The sequence below is a fragment of the Roseateles sp. P1_C6 genome, from assembly GCF_056406315.1.
Genome location: NZ_JBFUAK010000003.1, coordinates 491,475 through 509,605, shown reverse-complemented (window position 1 = coordinate 509,605; position 18,131 = coordinate 491,475). Strand labels below are relative to the sequence as shown.

Annotated in this window: 1 protein-coding gene (only partly in view); it reads right to left on the bottom strand. The window is 70.8% G+C overall.

Annotated features, from left to right (window positions below):
- Positions 1 to 34: 34 nt before the first annotated feature.
- A protein-coding gene (locus tag AC1D29_RS08100) for an LEPR-XLL domain-containing protein (RefSeq protein WP_477896217.1) crosses the window boundary here: on the bottom strand, positions 35 to 18,131 show its 3' portion. 19,763 nt of this gene lie beyond the right edge of the window; only the last 18,097 of its 37,860 coding nucleotides appear in the window; the start codon falls outside the window, past its right edge — the gene reads right to left on this strand; it ends in the stop codon at positions 35 to 37.

Here is an 18,131-nt window from a genome sequence, read left to right as displayed (position 1 = left end):
TTTTTGATGAGGCAAGCCGCCCACCTGATCGCTGTCAGAGGGCCAGGCTCTCCTCCCAGACATCGAAGGCAGTATCGACCGAGCTTTGCAGGCCGCTGGCCGCCGGTTGCTGCGAGCCGCTGCCGAGCAGCCAGGCGCGCTCCAGGCTTTGCGAGAGGCCGAAGGACGCGTCCGACAGCAGGTCCAGCGCCGCGCCGCCGGCGGTGGCGCCGACCGCGGCTTCGGGGGCCGTCGTCAGCGTGGCCAGGTAGACGCTGGCGGCGCTGTCGTGCGGCACGTCGTCACCGGCGGTGGCGGTCAGCGCCGACAGCGCGTGGCGGGCCGGGCCGTCCAGCAGCGAGCCCTGACGCAATTCGGACAGCGGCCGCAGCGCCTGCAGCCAGGCGGCCATGTGGGCGGTCACGTCGGCCGCGCTGCTGCCGCTGGCGCCCGGGGCGATGGGCGCCGTGGAGCCGCGCAGCGGGCTGCCGTCGGCGACGACCTGCTGGTAGAGCACGCCGTTGTCGAGCAGGTTGAAGCGGGTGCGGCCGTCGGCGCCGGTGTCGCGCAGCATCAGGCCGCGCTGGTCGTCGGCGTCCAGGCGGTCGACCTGCACGTCGATGGCGGCGGCCGTGGTGGAGCTGCCAGGCGCCAGCGCCGGGCCATGGCCGCGCACGGACAGCCAGGCTGCGTGCACGTTGACGCTCTCGTCGTTGTCGGCGTCGACGATGTGGCCGGTCAGTGCCTGCAGCAGCACGCCGCCGCTGCCGGCTTCGACGCGGCCCAGCGTGATGCCGGCGTCGGCGATGGCGGTGACGTCGCCGCCGTTGGTCATGACCAGCGAGCCCGGGGCCATCTTCAGCGCGCCACGGCTGTCGATGCTGAAGTCCACGCCGGCCGCGGTCAGCGCGGTACGGCCGCTCATCGCGACGTCGCCGCTGGCGTGCAGCGCGACGTGATCCGTGAACTGCAGGTTGGCGCTGCCGCCGGCCAAGCTGAAGCTGCTGCCGGTGATGTCCAGGCTGCCGGCGGCCAGCGCGCTCAGCGTGTCGGTGGCCACGTTGACGGCGCCGCTGGTGGTCAGCGACACGGCGCCGAAGCCATGCAGCTGGGCCAGTGTCGACGCGCTGAGCAGCAGACCGTCGCCGCTCTCGGCCAGCGTGAGAGGCAGGCCCGCGGTCGTGGCCTGCAGGTTGAAGGCGCCGCCACTGGATGTCAGCGCGCCGTTCAGCGTCAACGCGTCGGCGCTCAGCACGATGTCGCCGCCGGAGATGACGACGCCGTTCAGCACGACGCGCGTCGCGCCGATGATGTGCAGGCTGCCGCCGTCCAGCACCAGGTCGCCGTGGAACTCGACGGTGCCGCTGGCGTGGATGCTCAGGTCGCCGGTCAGGTGGACCGTCGAGGCGAAGCTGACGTCGGTCGCGCCGTCGATGGCCAGGCCTGCCAGCGCCGTCTGGCTGCCCACGGCGCCGAGCACGTTCACCGCGCCGTCGGCATGCAGCGTCAGCGTGTCGGGTGCGCCGCCGGCCTGCCCGTCGATGGCGCCGGTCAGCGTGATCGCACCGTCACCGGCGGCGCCACCCTGGCCGGCGTTGACGACGAGGCCGCCTTGCAGCGCGAGGTTGCTGTCCAGCACGACGTCGCCGTCCTGGGAAATGGTCTGTGCCGGCACGCCCAGCACGGCACCGGGGCCTTGCGCCTGCAGGCTGACCTTGCCGCTGCCGTCGGCCTTCACGGCCACGCCGTTGCTGGGCGCACTGCCGTCGTTCAGCACGATGCCGCCGGCCAGCGTGCGCAGGCCGATGCTGCCGTTGGCGGTGGTGAGCAGATCACTCTGCGCCGCGTCCACCACCGTGCTGGCCTGGCCACTGGCATCCAGGCGCGTGACGCTGACAGCCACGTCGCCGACGGTGACGGCGTCGGCTTCCAGGATCCAGATGCCGCCGCTGCCGGCGCGCGCCGACACGGTGTCGACACGGGTCTGCAGGCGGTCGGCGGCGTTGGCCGTGTCACGACCGATGCCGCCGCCGGCCGACAGGCGCAGCACCGGGGCCGTCACGTCGATGCGGTCGGCCGCCGCGCCGAGGATGCTGCCGCCGGCGATCAGCGACACGGCGCGCAGGCTGCTGAGGGCGCCGAGCTGCAGGTCGCGGCCGGCCGCCAGGCGCAGCGCGGCGACGGCGTCGGCCGTGGCGCTGCTGGCGAAGACGATGTCGCGGCCGGCCTGGGCTTCGAGGCTGGCGGCGCTGGACAGGCGGCCGTTGACGATGAGGTCCTGCGCCGCAGCGAGGCTGACGGCGCCGGCCGTGGTGCTGACGTCGGCGTTCAGCGTCAGCGTGCCGCCGCTGGCCAGCATCAGGCTGTCGCTGGCGACGCTGGCCTGCGTCAGCGTCAGGTCGCCGACGTTGCTCAGGCTGACCGGGCCGGCCGCGGCGAGCTGCAGCGTGGCAACGTCGGTGTGCATGCCGATGATGCCGCTGCCGGCAGCCAGGCTGGCGCTGCTGCCCAGCAGCTGCACGGCCGGCGCGCCGGCGGCGACGCCGAGCTGGCCGCCCGCGGTGACGGCCACGCTGGCCGGGCCTGCGCCGGCGGCGCCGCGCGCATCGACCTGGCTGACGCTGATGTCGCCGCTGGCCGAGATCTGGATGGCGCCGCCCTGGCTGGTGACCGCGCTGCCCGCGCTCATCACCAGGCTGCCACCGGCGACGGCGAGGCCCAGGCTGCCGCCTTGGGTGCTGAGGCCGCTGAGTTGCAACGTTTGCGCCGCGGCACCATCGACCGCCAGGCTGGCGCTCAGCGAGCCGATCTGCAGCGAGCCGGTCTGCACGACGTTCAGGCTGGCGGCGCTGGCGGCCAGCTGACCGACGGCGATCTCGATGGGCGCGCTGGCCGTGCCGGCCGCGCCGCCAGCCTTCAGCAGCAGCGAGGCGGCGCTCACGTCAACGGCCGCATCGCCATCGGTGACATTGCCGCCAGCGACGATGACCGCCGCGCCCGGCGTGCGCAGGTCGCCCAGCGCGACATTGCCGCCGGCCACGAGGACCAGGTTGCCGCCGGCCGTGATGCGCTCGGCGTCGCCCATGACGATGTTCTGGCCGGCGCGCAGTTGCAGGTCGCCGTTGGCGGTGACACCGGACAGCGCGGCGTCGGTGAAGGCGGCCGCGTTGACGCTGCCATCGGTCTGCACGGCCCCGACGCTGATGGCGCCGCTGTTGCCGATGACGAGGTTGCCACCGCTGGCGATGTTCACGGCCGCGCCGGCCTGGGCCGCCACGCTGGCGGCTTGCACATCCAGCGCGTTGCCGCTGGCGCCGATGGCGTCGCCGGCCTGCAGGCGCACGCTGCCGGCGACGACGTCGGCCGAGCCGTTGCTGTCGGCGTCGAGGATCTTGCCGCCGCTGACCAGGCTGACGGCGCCGCTGCCGGCATCGACCAGCGCCACGGTCATGTCGCCGTCGGACTGCAGTCGCACGTTGCCGCCACCGCTGCTGATCTGCGCACCGTCGGCCTGCGTCAGGCTGCCGCCCACGGCGCGCACATCGACCGTGCCGCCGCGCGTGACAAGCAGGCCGCCGGCGGCCTGGGCGATGCTGCCCTGCACGATGACCGACAGCGCGCCGCTGCCGGCATCGACGGTGGCGTTGAGCTGCAGGCTGGGCTGGGCCAGCGCCGCGGTGTTGACGGCGATCAGCACATTGCCATTGCCGGTGGCGATGACGTCCTGGTTGATCGTCAGGCGGCCTTCGTGCGTGTTGCCGCTGGTGATGACGATGCTGCCGCTGCCCTGGGCACCGGCCATCGCGCCGCTGGCGCCGACGGCCGCGACGCTGCCGACTTCCAGGCCGTTGCCTTCGGCGACGAAGACACCACCGGCCGCGGCGCGCACGGCCAGCGTGTTGATCGAGGTCTCGATGGCGTTGCCGCCGCTGCCGACGCTGGTGCCGGCGCTGAGCTGCACACCGCCGGCGGCGATGTTGACGGTCTGGCTGCCACCACTGACATCGGCATCGCTGATGCTGCCGGCCGTGCTGATGGCGACGACGCCGGCGCCGGCCGAGACCTGGCCCAGCAGCACGCTGCTGGCCGCGACGAGGCGCTGGTTGCCGCCGGCGGTGACCAGGCGGGCGTCGGCGGCCATGACCAGGCGGGCGCCGGCGGACAGGTCCAGCGGCGCGGCCAGCGACTTGGTCTGCACGCGGCTGTGGGCGGCCAGCGTGATGTCGGCCGCGGCCTGCAGTTGCACGGCGCCGGTGTCCGTCGCCACGAGACCGGCGATGGTCAGGTTGGCATTGCTGCCCAGCGCGGTCAGGCGGATGTCGCCGCCGGCGCTGGCGTTGTTGCTGATGGACTGGTCGATCAGCAGGTCGCCGCTGGCGACGCTGAGCTGCAGTGCGCCGCTGGCGCCGGCCAGGCTGAGGCCGCCGCTGGCCAGGTGCAGGCCATTGGCTTCGGCGATGTAGAGGCCGTCGGTGCTGGCGGTGACGCTGGCGGCCAGGCTGGCGACGTCGGTGCGCAGCGGTGCGGCAGCCGAGCCGATGGCCGTGCCGGCGGACAGGCGCAGCGCGTCGGTGCGCAGGTTGGCGGCGTCGCCGCTCAGGCCGTCGACGAGGGCGCCGCTGGCGCTGTTGAGGACGATGGACGAGGTAGCCGAGATGATGGAGACATGCACGTCGCCGGCGGCATCGGCCACGACACGGCGCGCATCCTGGGCGCCACCGCCCAGCGAACTGACGACCACGCCATCGGCCATCTGCAGGCCTGCGCCGGCCGTCAGCGTGACGAGGCCGCCCAGCGTCGTCAGGTCGGCGCCCAGCTGCAGGTCGCCGCCGGCGGTCAGGCTGATGACGGCATTGCCGGTCGGGGCGATGCGGCCGGCACCACTGGTGGCCAGCAGGCCGGCGGCTTCCATGGAGATCTGGCCGCTGACGGCCGTGACCAGCTGCTGCACGCGCAGCGCGGCAGCCACGCCGTTGTTGACGCCGCTGGCCTTGAGGCTGATGGAGCCGCCGCCGACCGTGGACACGCCGCTGCCGGCCGCCAGCACGGTCACATCGCCGCCCAGGCTGGCCAGCTCGATGGCGCCGCTTTCGGTGCTGCTGAGCTGGGCCAGGCGCTGGATGCCCACGCTGCCGTCGACGAGGTTCTGGCCGACGTTGAAGCTGTCGCGCGCAGCGTTGATCGTCAGGCCGATGCCGCCGGTGCCGCTGTTGACGACGTCCAGGCTGTGCACTTCCAGCGAGTTCAGCGACACGCCGCCGGTGGACGACACGACCAGGTCCACCGCGCGCAGCGCCTCGCCGAGCAGGCCGTCGGCGGCCGTGTCGACCTGGCGCACGCCCGACGCGCCGGCCACCAGCGTGATGCTGTGGGCCTCGATCTCGTTGGAGAGCGTGATGAGGTTGCTGGCGTCAAGCGTCAGGTGGCTGTTGCCGCCCAGGCGCAGCACGGCCGTGGCGTCGCTGTAGTCGGTCACGGCGATGGTGGCGCCATAGACGGTCAGGCTATCGCTCAACGTCAGGCTGTCGACGTCGCCGCGTGCGCCGATGCTGACGGCGCCGGCGCTGGCCAGCGCATGGCCGCCGTCCTCGTGGCCGATGACGATGCCGGCGAAGCCGTCTGCCAGCGTGCGCAGCTCGGCCACGTCGAGGTTGAGCACGCCGGCGCTGCCGACGCCGGTGGGCGAGGCGATGGCGATGGACTGCGAGAGGGTGGTCGGGCGCAGCGTCAGCAGGCCGTGGCCGACGAACTGGGCCTCGCTCATGCGCAGGTCGATCTCGTCGCCTTCCAGCACGACATCGCCCGCGTGGCCCGCGTTCACGCCGGACAGCACGACGCTGCCCTTCATGACGATGTGGTTGGCGCCCAGGATGGTCAGGCTGCCGCCATTGAGCAGCGTGATGGAGCCGGAGAAAGTGACGACGCCGCTGGCCTGGATGACGAGGTCGCCGTCGACGGTGATGTCCTGGTCGAAGACGACGTCCTGCGCGTTCAGCACCGTCAGCGCGTTCAGCAGGTCGCTGGCTTCCTCGCCGCCGCCGATGCGGCCGCTGACGTGGACGTTGCCGTTGCGGGCGTCCAGCGTCAGCGTGTCGCGCGTGGCGGTGCTGTCGCCGCCCAGGTAGTGCAGGTTGCTGCCGCCCAGCGTGATGCCGCCGTCCAGCGCCGTCAGCACGCGGCTGCCGGAGATGCGCACCGAGTCGTTGATGAGGATGTCGCCGGTGGTCGCGGTCGCGTCGCCGGACAGCGTCGTCGTGTCACCCGAGCCGAAGATGGTCAGCGACGGTGCGATCAGGTTGGCGCTGATGCCGACGTGGCCGCCCTCGCCGTTGGTGTAGAAGACCAGGTCGTCCTTCATCTCGACCTGCGCGCCCGTCACCATGATGGCGTTGGACGAGCCTTCCGAGCCGAAGACGATGCGAGAGAAGCCGTCCTTCAGGCGGTTCAGCTCGCTGCCGGCCAGCAGCATGTAGTCGCCGCTGGCGAGCGCCTGGCCCAGCACGATCTGGCGGTCCGGCGCGATGGAGCGGAAGCGCAGTTCGGCGCCGGCGCTGCGCACGTCGGCCAGGATGTCGAGGTCGTCGGCGGCGATGTCGATGTTCTCGCCATTGGCGTCAACGTTGCTGGACAGCGTCTGCTTGCCGGCCAGGCTGATGACGTCGGTGGAACCGGCGCGCGAGCCGGCCGCGCCACCACCGCCGATGCTGATCGCGCCGCTGGCGACGACCGACACGTTCTCGCGGCTGGTGCTGCCGGCATTGATGCTGGCCGCGCTGACGTAGATGGCCAGCGGGCTGTAGCGCATGCCGTCCACGGCCTCGCCGATGCCGTGCAGCGCCGACAGCACGACGCGGCCGCCGGCGCTTTGCAGGTAGGCGCCGCCAGCCTGGCGCAGCGCGGTGCCGTTGCTGACACCGTGCTGGGCGGCTTCGGCCGCGGTCAGGCGGTCGGCGGTGACAGCGCCGGTGGCGGCGTCGACCTGGAAGCGGCCGTGCGTCAGCAGCCATTCGAGCTCACCCTCGAAGGCGCCGCTCGTGTAGCCACCGCCTTCGCGCAGCCAAGGCGAGGCGCTGTCGGCTTCAAGGATGGAGCCCTCCACGGCGCGCAGCGTGATGGTGCCGCCGGTGCCGCTGGCCTTGTCGGCCTTGATGCCGGCCGCCAGCGTCAGGTCGCCGCTCTCGGCGACGAGGTTGACCGCGCGGCCGCCCGAGGTGATGGCCGCGCCGACGTTGATGGCGCCGCCGCCGGCGTACAGGGTGATGCCCGGGATGGCCGAGGCGTTGCCGATGTCGGCGCCCGTGATGGCGCCGCTGACGTCGATGCGCCCGGCGCGCGTGGTGATGTTGACGCTGCCGGCCGTGGCCTGCGAGATGCCTTCGATCTCGACGCCGTCGACCTCTTCCAGCGCAATGTCGCCGCTGGCCGTGTTGACCAGCAGCAGCTTGGCGACCTGGATCTCGATCGGGTTGGCCTGCGTGCCGATGCCGCCGTGCGACGTGATGGACAGGCGCGCATCGGCCGCGATGATGTCGGTGTCGCCTTCGCCACCGTCGACGACGCCGCCGGCCCAGACGACCAGGTCGCTGTGCGAGTCACTGCGCAGCTTGCCCAGTGTGATCCTGCCGCCGGCGTGCAGCTCGATGGCGCCCGCGCCGGCGTCGACATAGGTCTCGGCCGTCAGGTCCATCAGGCCGTTGGTGGCCCACAGCTTCACGTTGCCGCCCTGGGTCGTCACGTCGGCCTGGGCACCCAGGTCCAGCAGGCCCGCGGCCTCGACGGTGACGCTGCCGGTGACGGCGCTGATGGCCTGGGTGGCCGTGATGTCGCCCGCCGTGGAGACCAGGCGAACCGCCGCGCTGCCCAGCGTCGCCACCGCGGCGCGCAGGTCGAGGTTGCCGCCGGCCTGCACGTCGATGGCGCCGCCGCCGCTGTCCAGCTGGTTGACGAGCAGCGCGTCCTGCTCGTGCACCTTGATGCTGCCGCTGGCCTGCACGTCCAGCTCGGTGGCATCCAGCACGACGTCGACGCTGCCGGCCGCGCGCAGCACGACCTGGTGCGAGGAGGCCGTCGTCGCGGCGCTGCCACCGATGATGATGCTGCCGCCGGTGGACGTGATGCGGATGTTGCCGACGCTGCCGACGATGCTGTCGATGGTGATGGTGCCGGTGGCCTCGATGTCGATGTCGCCGCCGGCCAGCGTCAGCACGTCGATATGCAGCGCGCCGGTCTGCTGCAGCGTCAGGTCGCTGCTGGCGCCGTTCAGCGTGATCGTCATGTCGCTGACACGGGTCAGCAGGCTCAGGTCGTTGCCGGCGGTGGCCGTCAGCGTGCCGGCCTTCACTTCCTTGCCGAGCGTGATGCTGTCGCCGGCGGTGACGGTCAGCGTGCCCGTCGTGCCGAGGTCGAACTCGTCGACGACGACCAGGGCGTGGCCCGCGCTCAGCGTGATGTTCTCGGCCGGGTTGACCGGCAGGCGCACGATGAAGAGGTCGTGCGTGGCGCTGATGTTCATGTCACCCAGCGACGTGCGCGTGGGGATGATGACGACGCCGTCGCCCGTGTACGGCAGGTTGCGCAGCGCATCGCCGCTGCGCACTGCCGCGCCGGCCGCGAACGGGGTGTTGTTGCTCAGCGCGAGCAGGTCCAGCGAGTTGCCGACGCGGCTGGCGTTGATGACGCCGCCGCCGTCGATCAGCGTGACCAGCGCGTCGATGACGGCAGGCCAGGTCGTGCCCACGCCATTCTGGCCGGCCGTGACGGTGTAGACGGTGTTGGCGGTGACGGTGACGACGGTGCCCGACGCGACCGAGCCGCTGAAATCGATGCGGCTGTGCTGCGGCGTCAGGCTGCCGGCCAGCTGCAGGTCGCTGGCGCTGCCCGATGCGCCGGCCGAGGCGACCTGGCGGCTGTCGAGCACCTGCACGTCGGTGATGCCAAAGCCCGCATTGGCCGCGTCGGCCGTGAAGGTGATGGAGCGTGCCGTGCCGTCGATGGCCGAGGCCGTGATCGCGAAACCGGGGTGGGCCGCGTTGTCGGCGTTGAAGGCATTGACGGCGTCGCGAATGCCGTCCAGCACGTCCGGCCAGGTCGTCAGGTTGGCCTGCACGGTGTAGCTGAACGCCTCGCCACCAAGGCTGAAACTGATCTTGTCGCCAACGGTCAGCGTGTTGTCCGCGAAGACGATGCGGCTGACCTGCGTGGCGTTGCTGCCGGCGCTGACCAGGTTGACCGACGCCGCGACATGGAAGGCGGGGTTGACGGTGACGTCGAAGGGGTCGTTGTCACTGTCGGCCGTCAAGCGCACCGAGTTGCCGTGGATGGCGGCGCCGACGACCGCACCGCTGTCGTTGGTGACGGCGGTGACCAGCGCCTGCTGCAGCTCGCTGCGCGTGGGCGTCGCGTCGCTGGTGATGCTGTAGCTGCGGCCGTCGATGACGAAGGAGTAGGTCGTCAGCGCCAGCGGCGTGGCCGAGAAGTCGATGTCGGTCTGCTGCTTGGCGCTGGCACCCGGCGCCTGCACCTGCGTCGCGGTTGGCGTGTCGGTCGTGGGCGACAACGTGGCGGCCGTGATCGCGACAGCGAAGCCCGCGGCGCCGGGGGTCTTGGCCGTCAGCTCGACGTTGCCGCCGACGATGGCGGCCGTCACCACGGCGTTGGCACCGCTGGCGCCATCGGCCTGGATGGCGGCGACCAGCGCGTTGTTCATCTCCGTCTGCGTGGGTGTGCCGTCGGCCACCCACTGGTAGGGCCGGCCGCCGATGTCGACGCGATAGGTCGCGCCGGCCAGTGGGCTGGACGAGAAGGTGACGGTGGACTTCTGCGCCACCGCCGGCGGGCTGTTGCCATTGCCAGCGTCCGCGCCATTGACGGTCTTGGCCGTCGTCGGCGTGTCGGTCACGGAGAACGTGCCGAAGCTGAAGGCCTGGTTGGCGGCCTGCCCCACCAGCCAGATCACGCCGTCCGCCGGGTCGACCGTCAGACCGTCGCCACCGCTGCCGGAGTAGCTGTGCGTGATCGCCGTGGCACCGCTGGCGCCCGTGACGAGCAGCAGCGTCGTGCCCTGGGCCAGCGCCGTGTAGGTGGGCGTGGTGTCTGCGTTGATCTTGCGCACCAGGCCGTCGATGACGGTGGACGCGTCGTCGCCGGCGACACCGGTGTAGGTATAGGTCTCGCTGCCGATGTTGAGGGTGTAGGTCTTGCCGTCGGGGCTGGTGATGGCGCTGCCGTCGATGACGCGCTCGGCCGCGTTGACGAGGCTGTTGCCGTCGATGCCAGAGGCCAGCACCTTGACCAGGCTGGCGTAGTTGCCGGCCGTGACCGTCGTGCCACCGGCGACGTCGCCGACCTTGGCCGTGTAGAGCGCGCCGCCGACATGGACGCTGAAGGTCTTGAAGCTGTCCAGGCCGATGCTGGTGTCCAGCCACAGCTGGCTGCGCTGCGCCTGGCTGATGCCGGCGGCCGTGACGGGCGTGCTGCCGTCGTCCACGGTCTCATGGCGAGCCGCGACGTTGGAGACGGTGAAGGTCTTGTTGACCGCGTCGCCGGTCAGCACCAGCGCATCGCTGCCGGCCGACAGACTGGCGGTGACGGGCAGGCCGGTGTCGGCGTTGACGGCGTCGCGCAGCGCGGTCAGCACGCCGGACCAGCTCGGCGAGGCGCCGGCCACGATGCGGTAGGTGGCGCTGATCGTGTCGCCGCTGCCGTTGACGAAGGAGACGTCGATGGTGAACACGTCGCCCGCGGCGGGTGACGCGGTGGCGTCGAACTTCACCTGGCTGATCTGCGGCAGCGCGGCGGTGGCCGACTGCGTCGGCACGCTGCCGTCCTGCAGCACGCTGGTGCCGAAGGCGGTGAACAAGTCATGCGTGACCGCGGCCGACGCGGTGAAGCTGCTGTTGACCGTGTTGCGCGTGACCACCAGCGTGCCCAGGGTCACGTCGACGTCGACGGTGTAGCCCTGGGCCTCGATCTGGGTTTCCAGGTCGGTCAGCAAGGCCTCGAACTCCACGCTGGTCGGCGCGTTGTTGCCCGAGCCCTGCAGCACCGACGAGAAGGGGGTGCCCGCGAGGTAGACGACGTAACGGTCGCCGGCCAGCAGCGCGCCGCCGAAGTCGATCTTGCTGATCTGCGCGCGGTCGACGCCGGGCGGCGCCAGTTCGACGGGCGTGATGCTGCGGATGCTGCCGCTGCCCTGGGCCGCGCCGGTCTCGCCGATGTGGCTGACGTCGCGGGTGATGGCGCCGCCGGCGACCATGCGGATCTCGATCTCGTCGGTCGTCCCGGCATCGCCGCTGCCGACCAGCTGCTTGTAGGCGACGACGGCGTTGTTGTAGAGCTTGACCTGGTAGCCGTAGAGCTCGGCGGCGCTCTGGTCGTAGGCGCTGGTGCCGTCGAGCTGGCCGTCGGCCGTGCGGCCCAGCGCCTGCCACTCCTTGATCGTGCCCAGCGAGTCGACGCTGACGATGCCGCCGGTCTTGCGGGCGCCGACGGCGAAGCCGGCCTCAATGCGGTCGATGAGCAGATTGCCGCCGGACTTGACGGTGATGTCATCGCCGTCGGCGTAGTTCAGGATGCTGCGCACCGACACGTCGCCACCGGCGTCGATGAGGATGCTGCCGTCGCGGGCCTCCACCTGTTCGATGGTGATGGCGCCGGCTTCCTTCACGCTGATGCCGCCCACGCCGTTGCTGACCGCGCGCAGATGCTGGGTGAAGGTGTTGAGCTGGATGGCCAGCGCATTGGCGGCGACGCTGCCGGTGGTCTCGACGTCCAGGCTGCTGGCGATGAAGACGGAGGCACCGTCCGACGACACGGCGCCGGCGCGCACGATGAGGTCGTTGCCGGCGCTGACGATGCCGCTCTTGAGCTGCAGCGTGCCGCTGACGTCCAGGCGCACATTGGCCGCCGGGTTGAAGCCCATGAGGCCACCGACGAACCCGGCCAGGCTCAAGCCTGCCGTCACATCGACGCGCACGTCGCGCGCGGCGCGCAATTCGAGGTGGGTGACCGGCAAGGCGGCCAGCTGCAGGTCAATGTGGCCCGTCGGCGTGACGACGTTGGCCTCGTCGATGACGTCGGTGAGCAGGTTGCTGTTCAACACGCCGTCGCCGTTGTAGTCGACACCCAGGATGATGATGCTGGTGCCGTCGACGAGGCCGTCGTGGTTGGCGTCGGTGCCGGCTTCGATGAAACGGTCGTTCAGGCCGTTGGCGTTGTTGATGTTGATGGACTTGGTCGACGACGTCAGGCCGCGCGCCGTGATGACGAGTTCGTCGATGGCCGAGCCGGCGTTCGTGCCGTTGTAGTACTGGCCCTTGACCAGCACCTGGCCACGCAGGATGACGTCCTGGCCGGACACCAGCTCCAGGTGGCGGTTGGCGCTCAGCGTGCCGTTCAGGCTCAGCGTGCTGCCGCTTTCCAGGATCAGCGTGTCCGACGTGATGCTGGTCGGCAGCAGGCGGCGGTTGCTACCCTGGTCGGCAAACGAGAAGTAGTCGCCGGCACGGTATTCGGTGCGCTCGGGGCCGCTGTAGAAGCGGTTCAGCTGCAAGGTGTGCGCGGCGACGAAGGCGACGCCGCGCGTGTAGTGCAGCGACTCGGACTGGCTCTGGCCGTAGTCCGTCGAGCGGCCGCCAGTGGTGGGCGCGAGGACGAAGACGCTGTCGGTCGTGCTGGCCAGGCGGATGTTGTCGCCGCGCACCCAGCCGGTGGCCGTCACGCGCAGGTCGCCCTCGATGCCGCTGCGGTTGACGCGCGACGCATCGCTGCCGGTCACGCTGATGTCGACGCGCGTGCCGGCGTTCAGTGCCGTCGTGGCGCGTGCGACCGTGAGGCCCGGCGAGGTCTCGGCGACGCCGTCGAAGTCGGCCAGCAGGATGTCGCCACCGGTGGTGTCGGCGTCCAGCGTGTTGGCCGCGATCTCCAGGCCGGTGATGCCGGTGGCGGCGCGCAGCGTCAGCACGTTGGCGACGAGGTCGGGCGCGTCGTCGACGAAGTTCTCGCTGATGCCGCCGGCGATGGACGTGATGCTGATGTTCCCGCCGGAGCTGTAGCCCGACATGGCGATGACCTGGCCCTGCGCATTGCGCACGACCGGCGCGTCGGCCAGGCGCTCCAGATAGAGGCCGGCCGACACCTCGCGCACCAGCACGTCGCCCTGGGCCGTCACGCTGATGTCGGAGGCCGCGCGGTTGGACGCGACGACCAGCTTGGCCAGGTCGACGAGGCCGCCGGCCGTCAGCGTGAAACTGCCGTCGGCCACCGACGAGTTGGCAACCGTCAGGCGGTGCGCGCCCTGGGCCAGCGTCACGTCGCCGACACCGCGGGTCGTGACCGACACGCTGTTGACCAGCAGGTTCAGGTCGACGGCGCCGCGGTCGCTGGCCTGGTCCAGCCGCGAGCCGGCCAGCAGCACCAGTTCGTCGGCCGTGATGCGCGAACTGCTGGAGATCTTGAGCAGCTTGCCCTGGGCGTCCAGCAGCACGTCGCCGCGCACGCCGGCCGTGACGTCGCCCACCAGGATGCTGGCGCGGCTGGTGGCACCGTCGCGCAACAGGCTGCGCAGGCTGATGTCGTTGCGGTCGGTGCTGCCCAGCGTCTCGACGCGGGTGGCCGTGATGTCGCCGAAGGCCTTGATGCTGATGAAGCCGTCGGCCGCCGTGACATGGGTCAGCACCAGCGCGCGCTGGTTGGCCAGTTCGATGTTGCCTTCGCCGGTCAGCACGGCGCTCTCGACGCGGTTCACGTCGGTGGCCAGCACGATGCCGGCCTCGGCCGTGGCGCGCAGCACGTCGGCGGTCAGCACCCCGCTGATCACGACATTGGCGCCGCTGCCGATGGAGGATTGCAGGATCTGGCCGGCGGCCGCCGACAGGTCGATGGCCGCGCTGGCATGCAGCTCGCTGCCGCCCAGGCGGATGGTGCCGGCGAACTCGCCGGAGGACAGCGTCAGGTCGCCGCCCGTGGCGTACAGCGTCGTGCCCTCGCTGACGTTGATGCTGCCGCTGCCGATGCCGTAGGTGACGAAACCGCCGCCGTCGCGCTCCAGATGGCCGGCACTGATGGTGATGCTGGCGGCCGTGATGCCGCCACCGCGCACACCCGTCTGGTTGCCCAGCGTCTCGCTACCGCCGCCGCTCAGGGTCACGTCGCCCAGCGCCTGCAGTTCGACATGGCCCAGCGACGCACCCTGGATGCGGCCCGCCATCAGCAGGTCGCCATCGCTGGTCAGTTGCACGCTGGCGGCGTTGACGCCGGCAGTGCCCGACAGCACGGCCGAGTTGTCCAGGCGCAGCGTGACGCCCGCATGCAGGCGCAGGTCGTTGGCATCCAGCTCGACCGCGAGCGCCTTGCCGGCGTGGTCGTTGCCGTGCAGGGCCAGCTCGCCGCCGGCGTTGACTTCCATCGACGTCGACGCCGTCAGATGGCCTGACAGGCGCACGGCATTGCCGGCATCGACGAGGACCGAGCCGCCGCTGATGGAGGCGTTGGCGCCAGCCAGCGCGGCCGACAGCGTCTGCGTGACCACCTCGGTGCGCAGCTGGGTCTCGGTCGTCGTGACGGGCACGTCCTTCCAGACCGTGACGAGCTTGTTGACGACGGTGGGCACCATCGTCGTCGTGGTCTGGTAGATGGGGCGCTGGTCCAGGATGTCCTGGGCCTGCGTCGTCAGCGTGTACTGGTGCTGCTCGCGCCGGTCATAGACGGCCTTGTCGGTGCTGGTCCAGTTGTAGACGTAGTTGTAGAAGTTCTCGTAGACCTTGCCCCAGGCCCGGTAGGACGAGACGTTGTCGTTGCCGACGGTGTTGTCGCCCAGCCAGCCGTCGTCGGCGGTGAAGTTGGTCCATGCGCCGCCGTAATTGACGTGTTGGATCAGCTGCACCAGGTAGGCAGAGCCGATGCTGATGGCGCTGGCGTAGTCGTGGAAGCCGTAGTTGAACGGCGGCGGCAGGCCGTTGAAATAGGTGTTGCGGATGTCCGGGTCGTTGGCGCCGCCGTTGTAGGTGCTGAAGTCGGCGCCCCAGCTGCCGATGCCGTCGACCCACAACTTGAAGTTGAAGTACGCGCCCTGCGAGCCGCCGACGACCTTGGTGGTGGCGTAATAGGCCGAGTCGGTCGTGATGGACGCGGTGTCCTGCGTCAGCGCCGTGTACCAGTTGGCGCTCGAATTGATGTAGTTCGTGCCGCGGCCGCCGGAGACGTTGTCGGTGTAGTCGTTCGGGGTGCTCGGGTTCACCGCCCAGACGGGCATGCGGTCCAGCGACGCGTCGGCCAGCGCGTTGGCGCCGCCGAAGCCCGTGTTGACCAGGTCGTAGATCTTCTTGGCGGCCGTGCCACCGGTGAACAGGCTGACGCCCCAGCGACCGGCACCGTCCGTGTCGCCGATGTTCCAGTCGCCGACGCCGCTGTTCTGGAAGACGGAGGCGATCTGCGAGTACAGCACCTGCGCGGTCTCGCGGGTATAGCCCACCAGTTCGCCGCTGTTGGTGCCGGCATTCACGCCCCAATTGCTGGCACCACCCTGGTTGCCGCTGGCCGTGTTGTTGCCGTCGGCGCTGACGTCGATGACCGCGCCGTGGCCCGGGTTTTGGGCATTCACGAACGGGTCGGAGCCGCCCAGGTACTTCGTCGCGCCGACCGACGCCAGCGACAGGATGTCCTCCTGCGCGCCGACCGGCATGTAGACGTACTTGTCGCGCCAGCCGGCCACGTCGACGAAAAAGATGCGGCGCTGCGTGGCGTTGCCCTGGTCCCAGGTCGGCGTCGTGCCGGTGACCGTGGTCACGCCGTTGAGCGTCTTGTGGTTCTGCGCATTGGCGTAGGCGAAGTCGTAGAGCGGCTTGAAGCCGGTGGCGTTCAGCACGGCCCAGCGCTCGGTGTCGTTCAGGTCGGCGAAGGTCTTGTAGTTGTTGCCGCCGAAGGCCGTGGGCTGCATCGTGACGGTGCCGCCGGGGTTCTGCTCGCTGCCGGCCTTGCTCCAGTCGACCACCGGCACGTTGTTCGGGTTGCTGGCCGGGCGCTGGTTGAAGTAGTCGCGGCCCTCGACGAGGTACTCGGCGAACGCGTTGCTCGTCGGGTTGAAGTAGCCGACCTGGGCCAGCGTGACATCCATCGTCAGGTACTCGCGGCCCACGGGCACGAGTTCGGTACCGATCTGCTGCGTCAGCACGGTGGGCGTCAGCACGACCTCGGGCACGCTGATCTGGCCGGCCTCTTCCTTGCGGTAGCTGATGATCTTGTCCACCGTCTCGGAGACGGTGCGCACGATCTGCACGGTCAGGCTGCGGTCGGCGTTCAGCGCCGCGTCGGCGTCCAGCGTCACGTCGCCTCCGGCCATCAGCTTGACGACGCCGCCGGCGGACAGCAAGCCCTGGCCGTGGATGAGGATGTCGCCGCCCTGCAGGTCGGTCTTCAGGATGCTGCCTTCGAGCGCCGTGCGGCCCAGCGCCAGGTCGACGCCGGCATGCACCTCGATGTCGCCGGTGGAGAACACGCTGCCGCCGATCAGCACCTGGCGTTCGGCCGACACCAGCACGCGGCCGTTGGCCTGCGTGGCCTGCACGAAGCCGTCCAGCGTGACCGCGGGCGCCGCGAAATGCACCAGGCGCCCGGCTTGCACGATGGCGGGGTTGACGGCCGTGGGCACCGTCTGGCCCTGCGAGACCGTGATGCTGTTGCGGCCTTCCAGGTAGACCGTGGACGTGGCCGACAGCGCGAAGATGTGGCTGCCCGCCTGAGCGGCAAGGTCGCGGCCGGTCATGACGACGTCCTTGCGGACGTTGATGTCGCGCCGCAGGATGACGTCGCCGGCGACCGACTGGATGTCCACCAGCGCCGTGCTGCCCTGGCCGCCCAGGTCGTATTGGCCCACGACGCCTTCGATGACGATGGAGTCGATGGCCGCCAGCACGATGGAGCCGTCCAGGTCGGTTTCCAGCGCGCCGGTGCGGCCGTTGCTCTGCACGTCGACGCGGATGGCGATGCGGCTGTCGTCGGTGCCGCCGATCAGCTCGACGCGATCGCTGGCATGCACCAGGCCCTTCACGTCGATGCGCGAGCGCGACTGGATCTGCACGTCGGCGCCGACGTCCAGCGCGCTGATGCCGCCGTCCAGCGACAGGTCGCCGTCGCTCTGGATACGGATCAGGCCGGGTGCGGTGACGCCGGGTGCCGTGCCCTGGGCCGCGTCGACGCGGACGGTGCTGTTCGCGGAGCTGGCGAAGCCTCGGCCGGTGGCATCGGAGCCGCTCTGGATCAGCAGCACACCGGTCGACGTCAGCTCACCGCCGGCACCGGTCGCCAGGTTGCCCAGCGTGATGCCTTGCAGCGCCGTGACCGACAGCGTCGCACCGCCACCCGTGTACTGCCAGCCGGCGCCAGCACCGCCGGTGTAGTCGCCGCCGGCGCGCAGCGTGCCCAGCAGCGTCAGCGTCGGCGCCAGCAGCTGCAGGCGGCTGCTGACGCCGCTGGTGTAGGCCTGTGCATCGGCGGCCAGCACGAAGTTGCCGCCAGCGCTCAGCTGCAGCAGGCTGTCGGCTTCCAGCACCAGGCCGCCGCTGCGGCCGTTCAGGCTGCCGAGTTCAAGGTTGCGCGTGGCGCCGAGGATGAGACGCTGCTCGCTGGCCTGTGCCGAGACGATGGTGTTCCACGCGAACAGGTCGCGGCCGGCGATGGCGCGCATGGAGCCCGCCACCTGGAACTCGCCGTGCAGGCGCAGGTCGCGCTGGGCCAGCACGCTGATTTCGTCGTCGTAGGCCGCCGCCGTGGCGCCGGTGCTGTGCACGACGCCGACGATGTCGACATCGACCCCGCTGAGCGTGATCAGGCCCGCGGTCTCCAGGCGACCCGCCGTCTGCGTGGCGCTGACTACCTCGCCCACGGTCAGCGTGCCCTTCGTCGAGCGCACGTCCAGCTGGGCCAGGCCGGGGCTGGTCGTGCCGATGGTGCTGCCGATCAGCACGTCATTGACACCGGAGATCAGGATGCGGCTGCCGACGTCCTGCGTGTTCAGCACGCTGCTGCTGAAGGTGTGCAGGCTCAGCTCGCCGGCATGCTCGGTGGTACCGGCCTTGATGATGATGTCGCGCTGGGCCGTGAAGCTGCCGCGCAGCTCCAGCGTGTCGTGCGCATTGATCGTGATGTCGGCGCCGGCG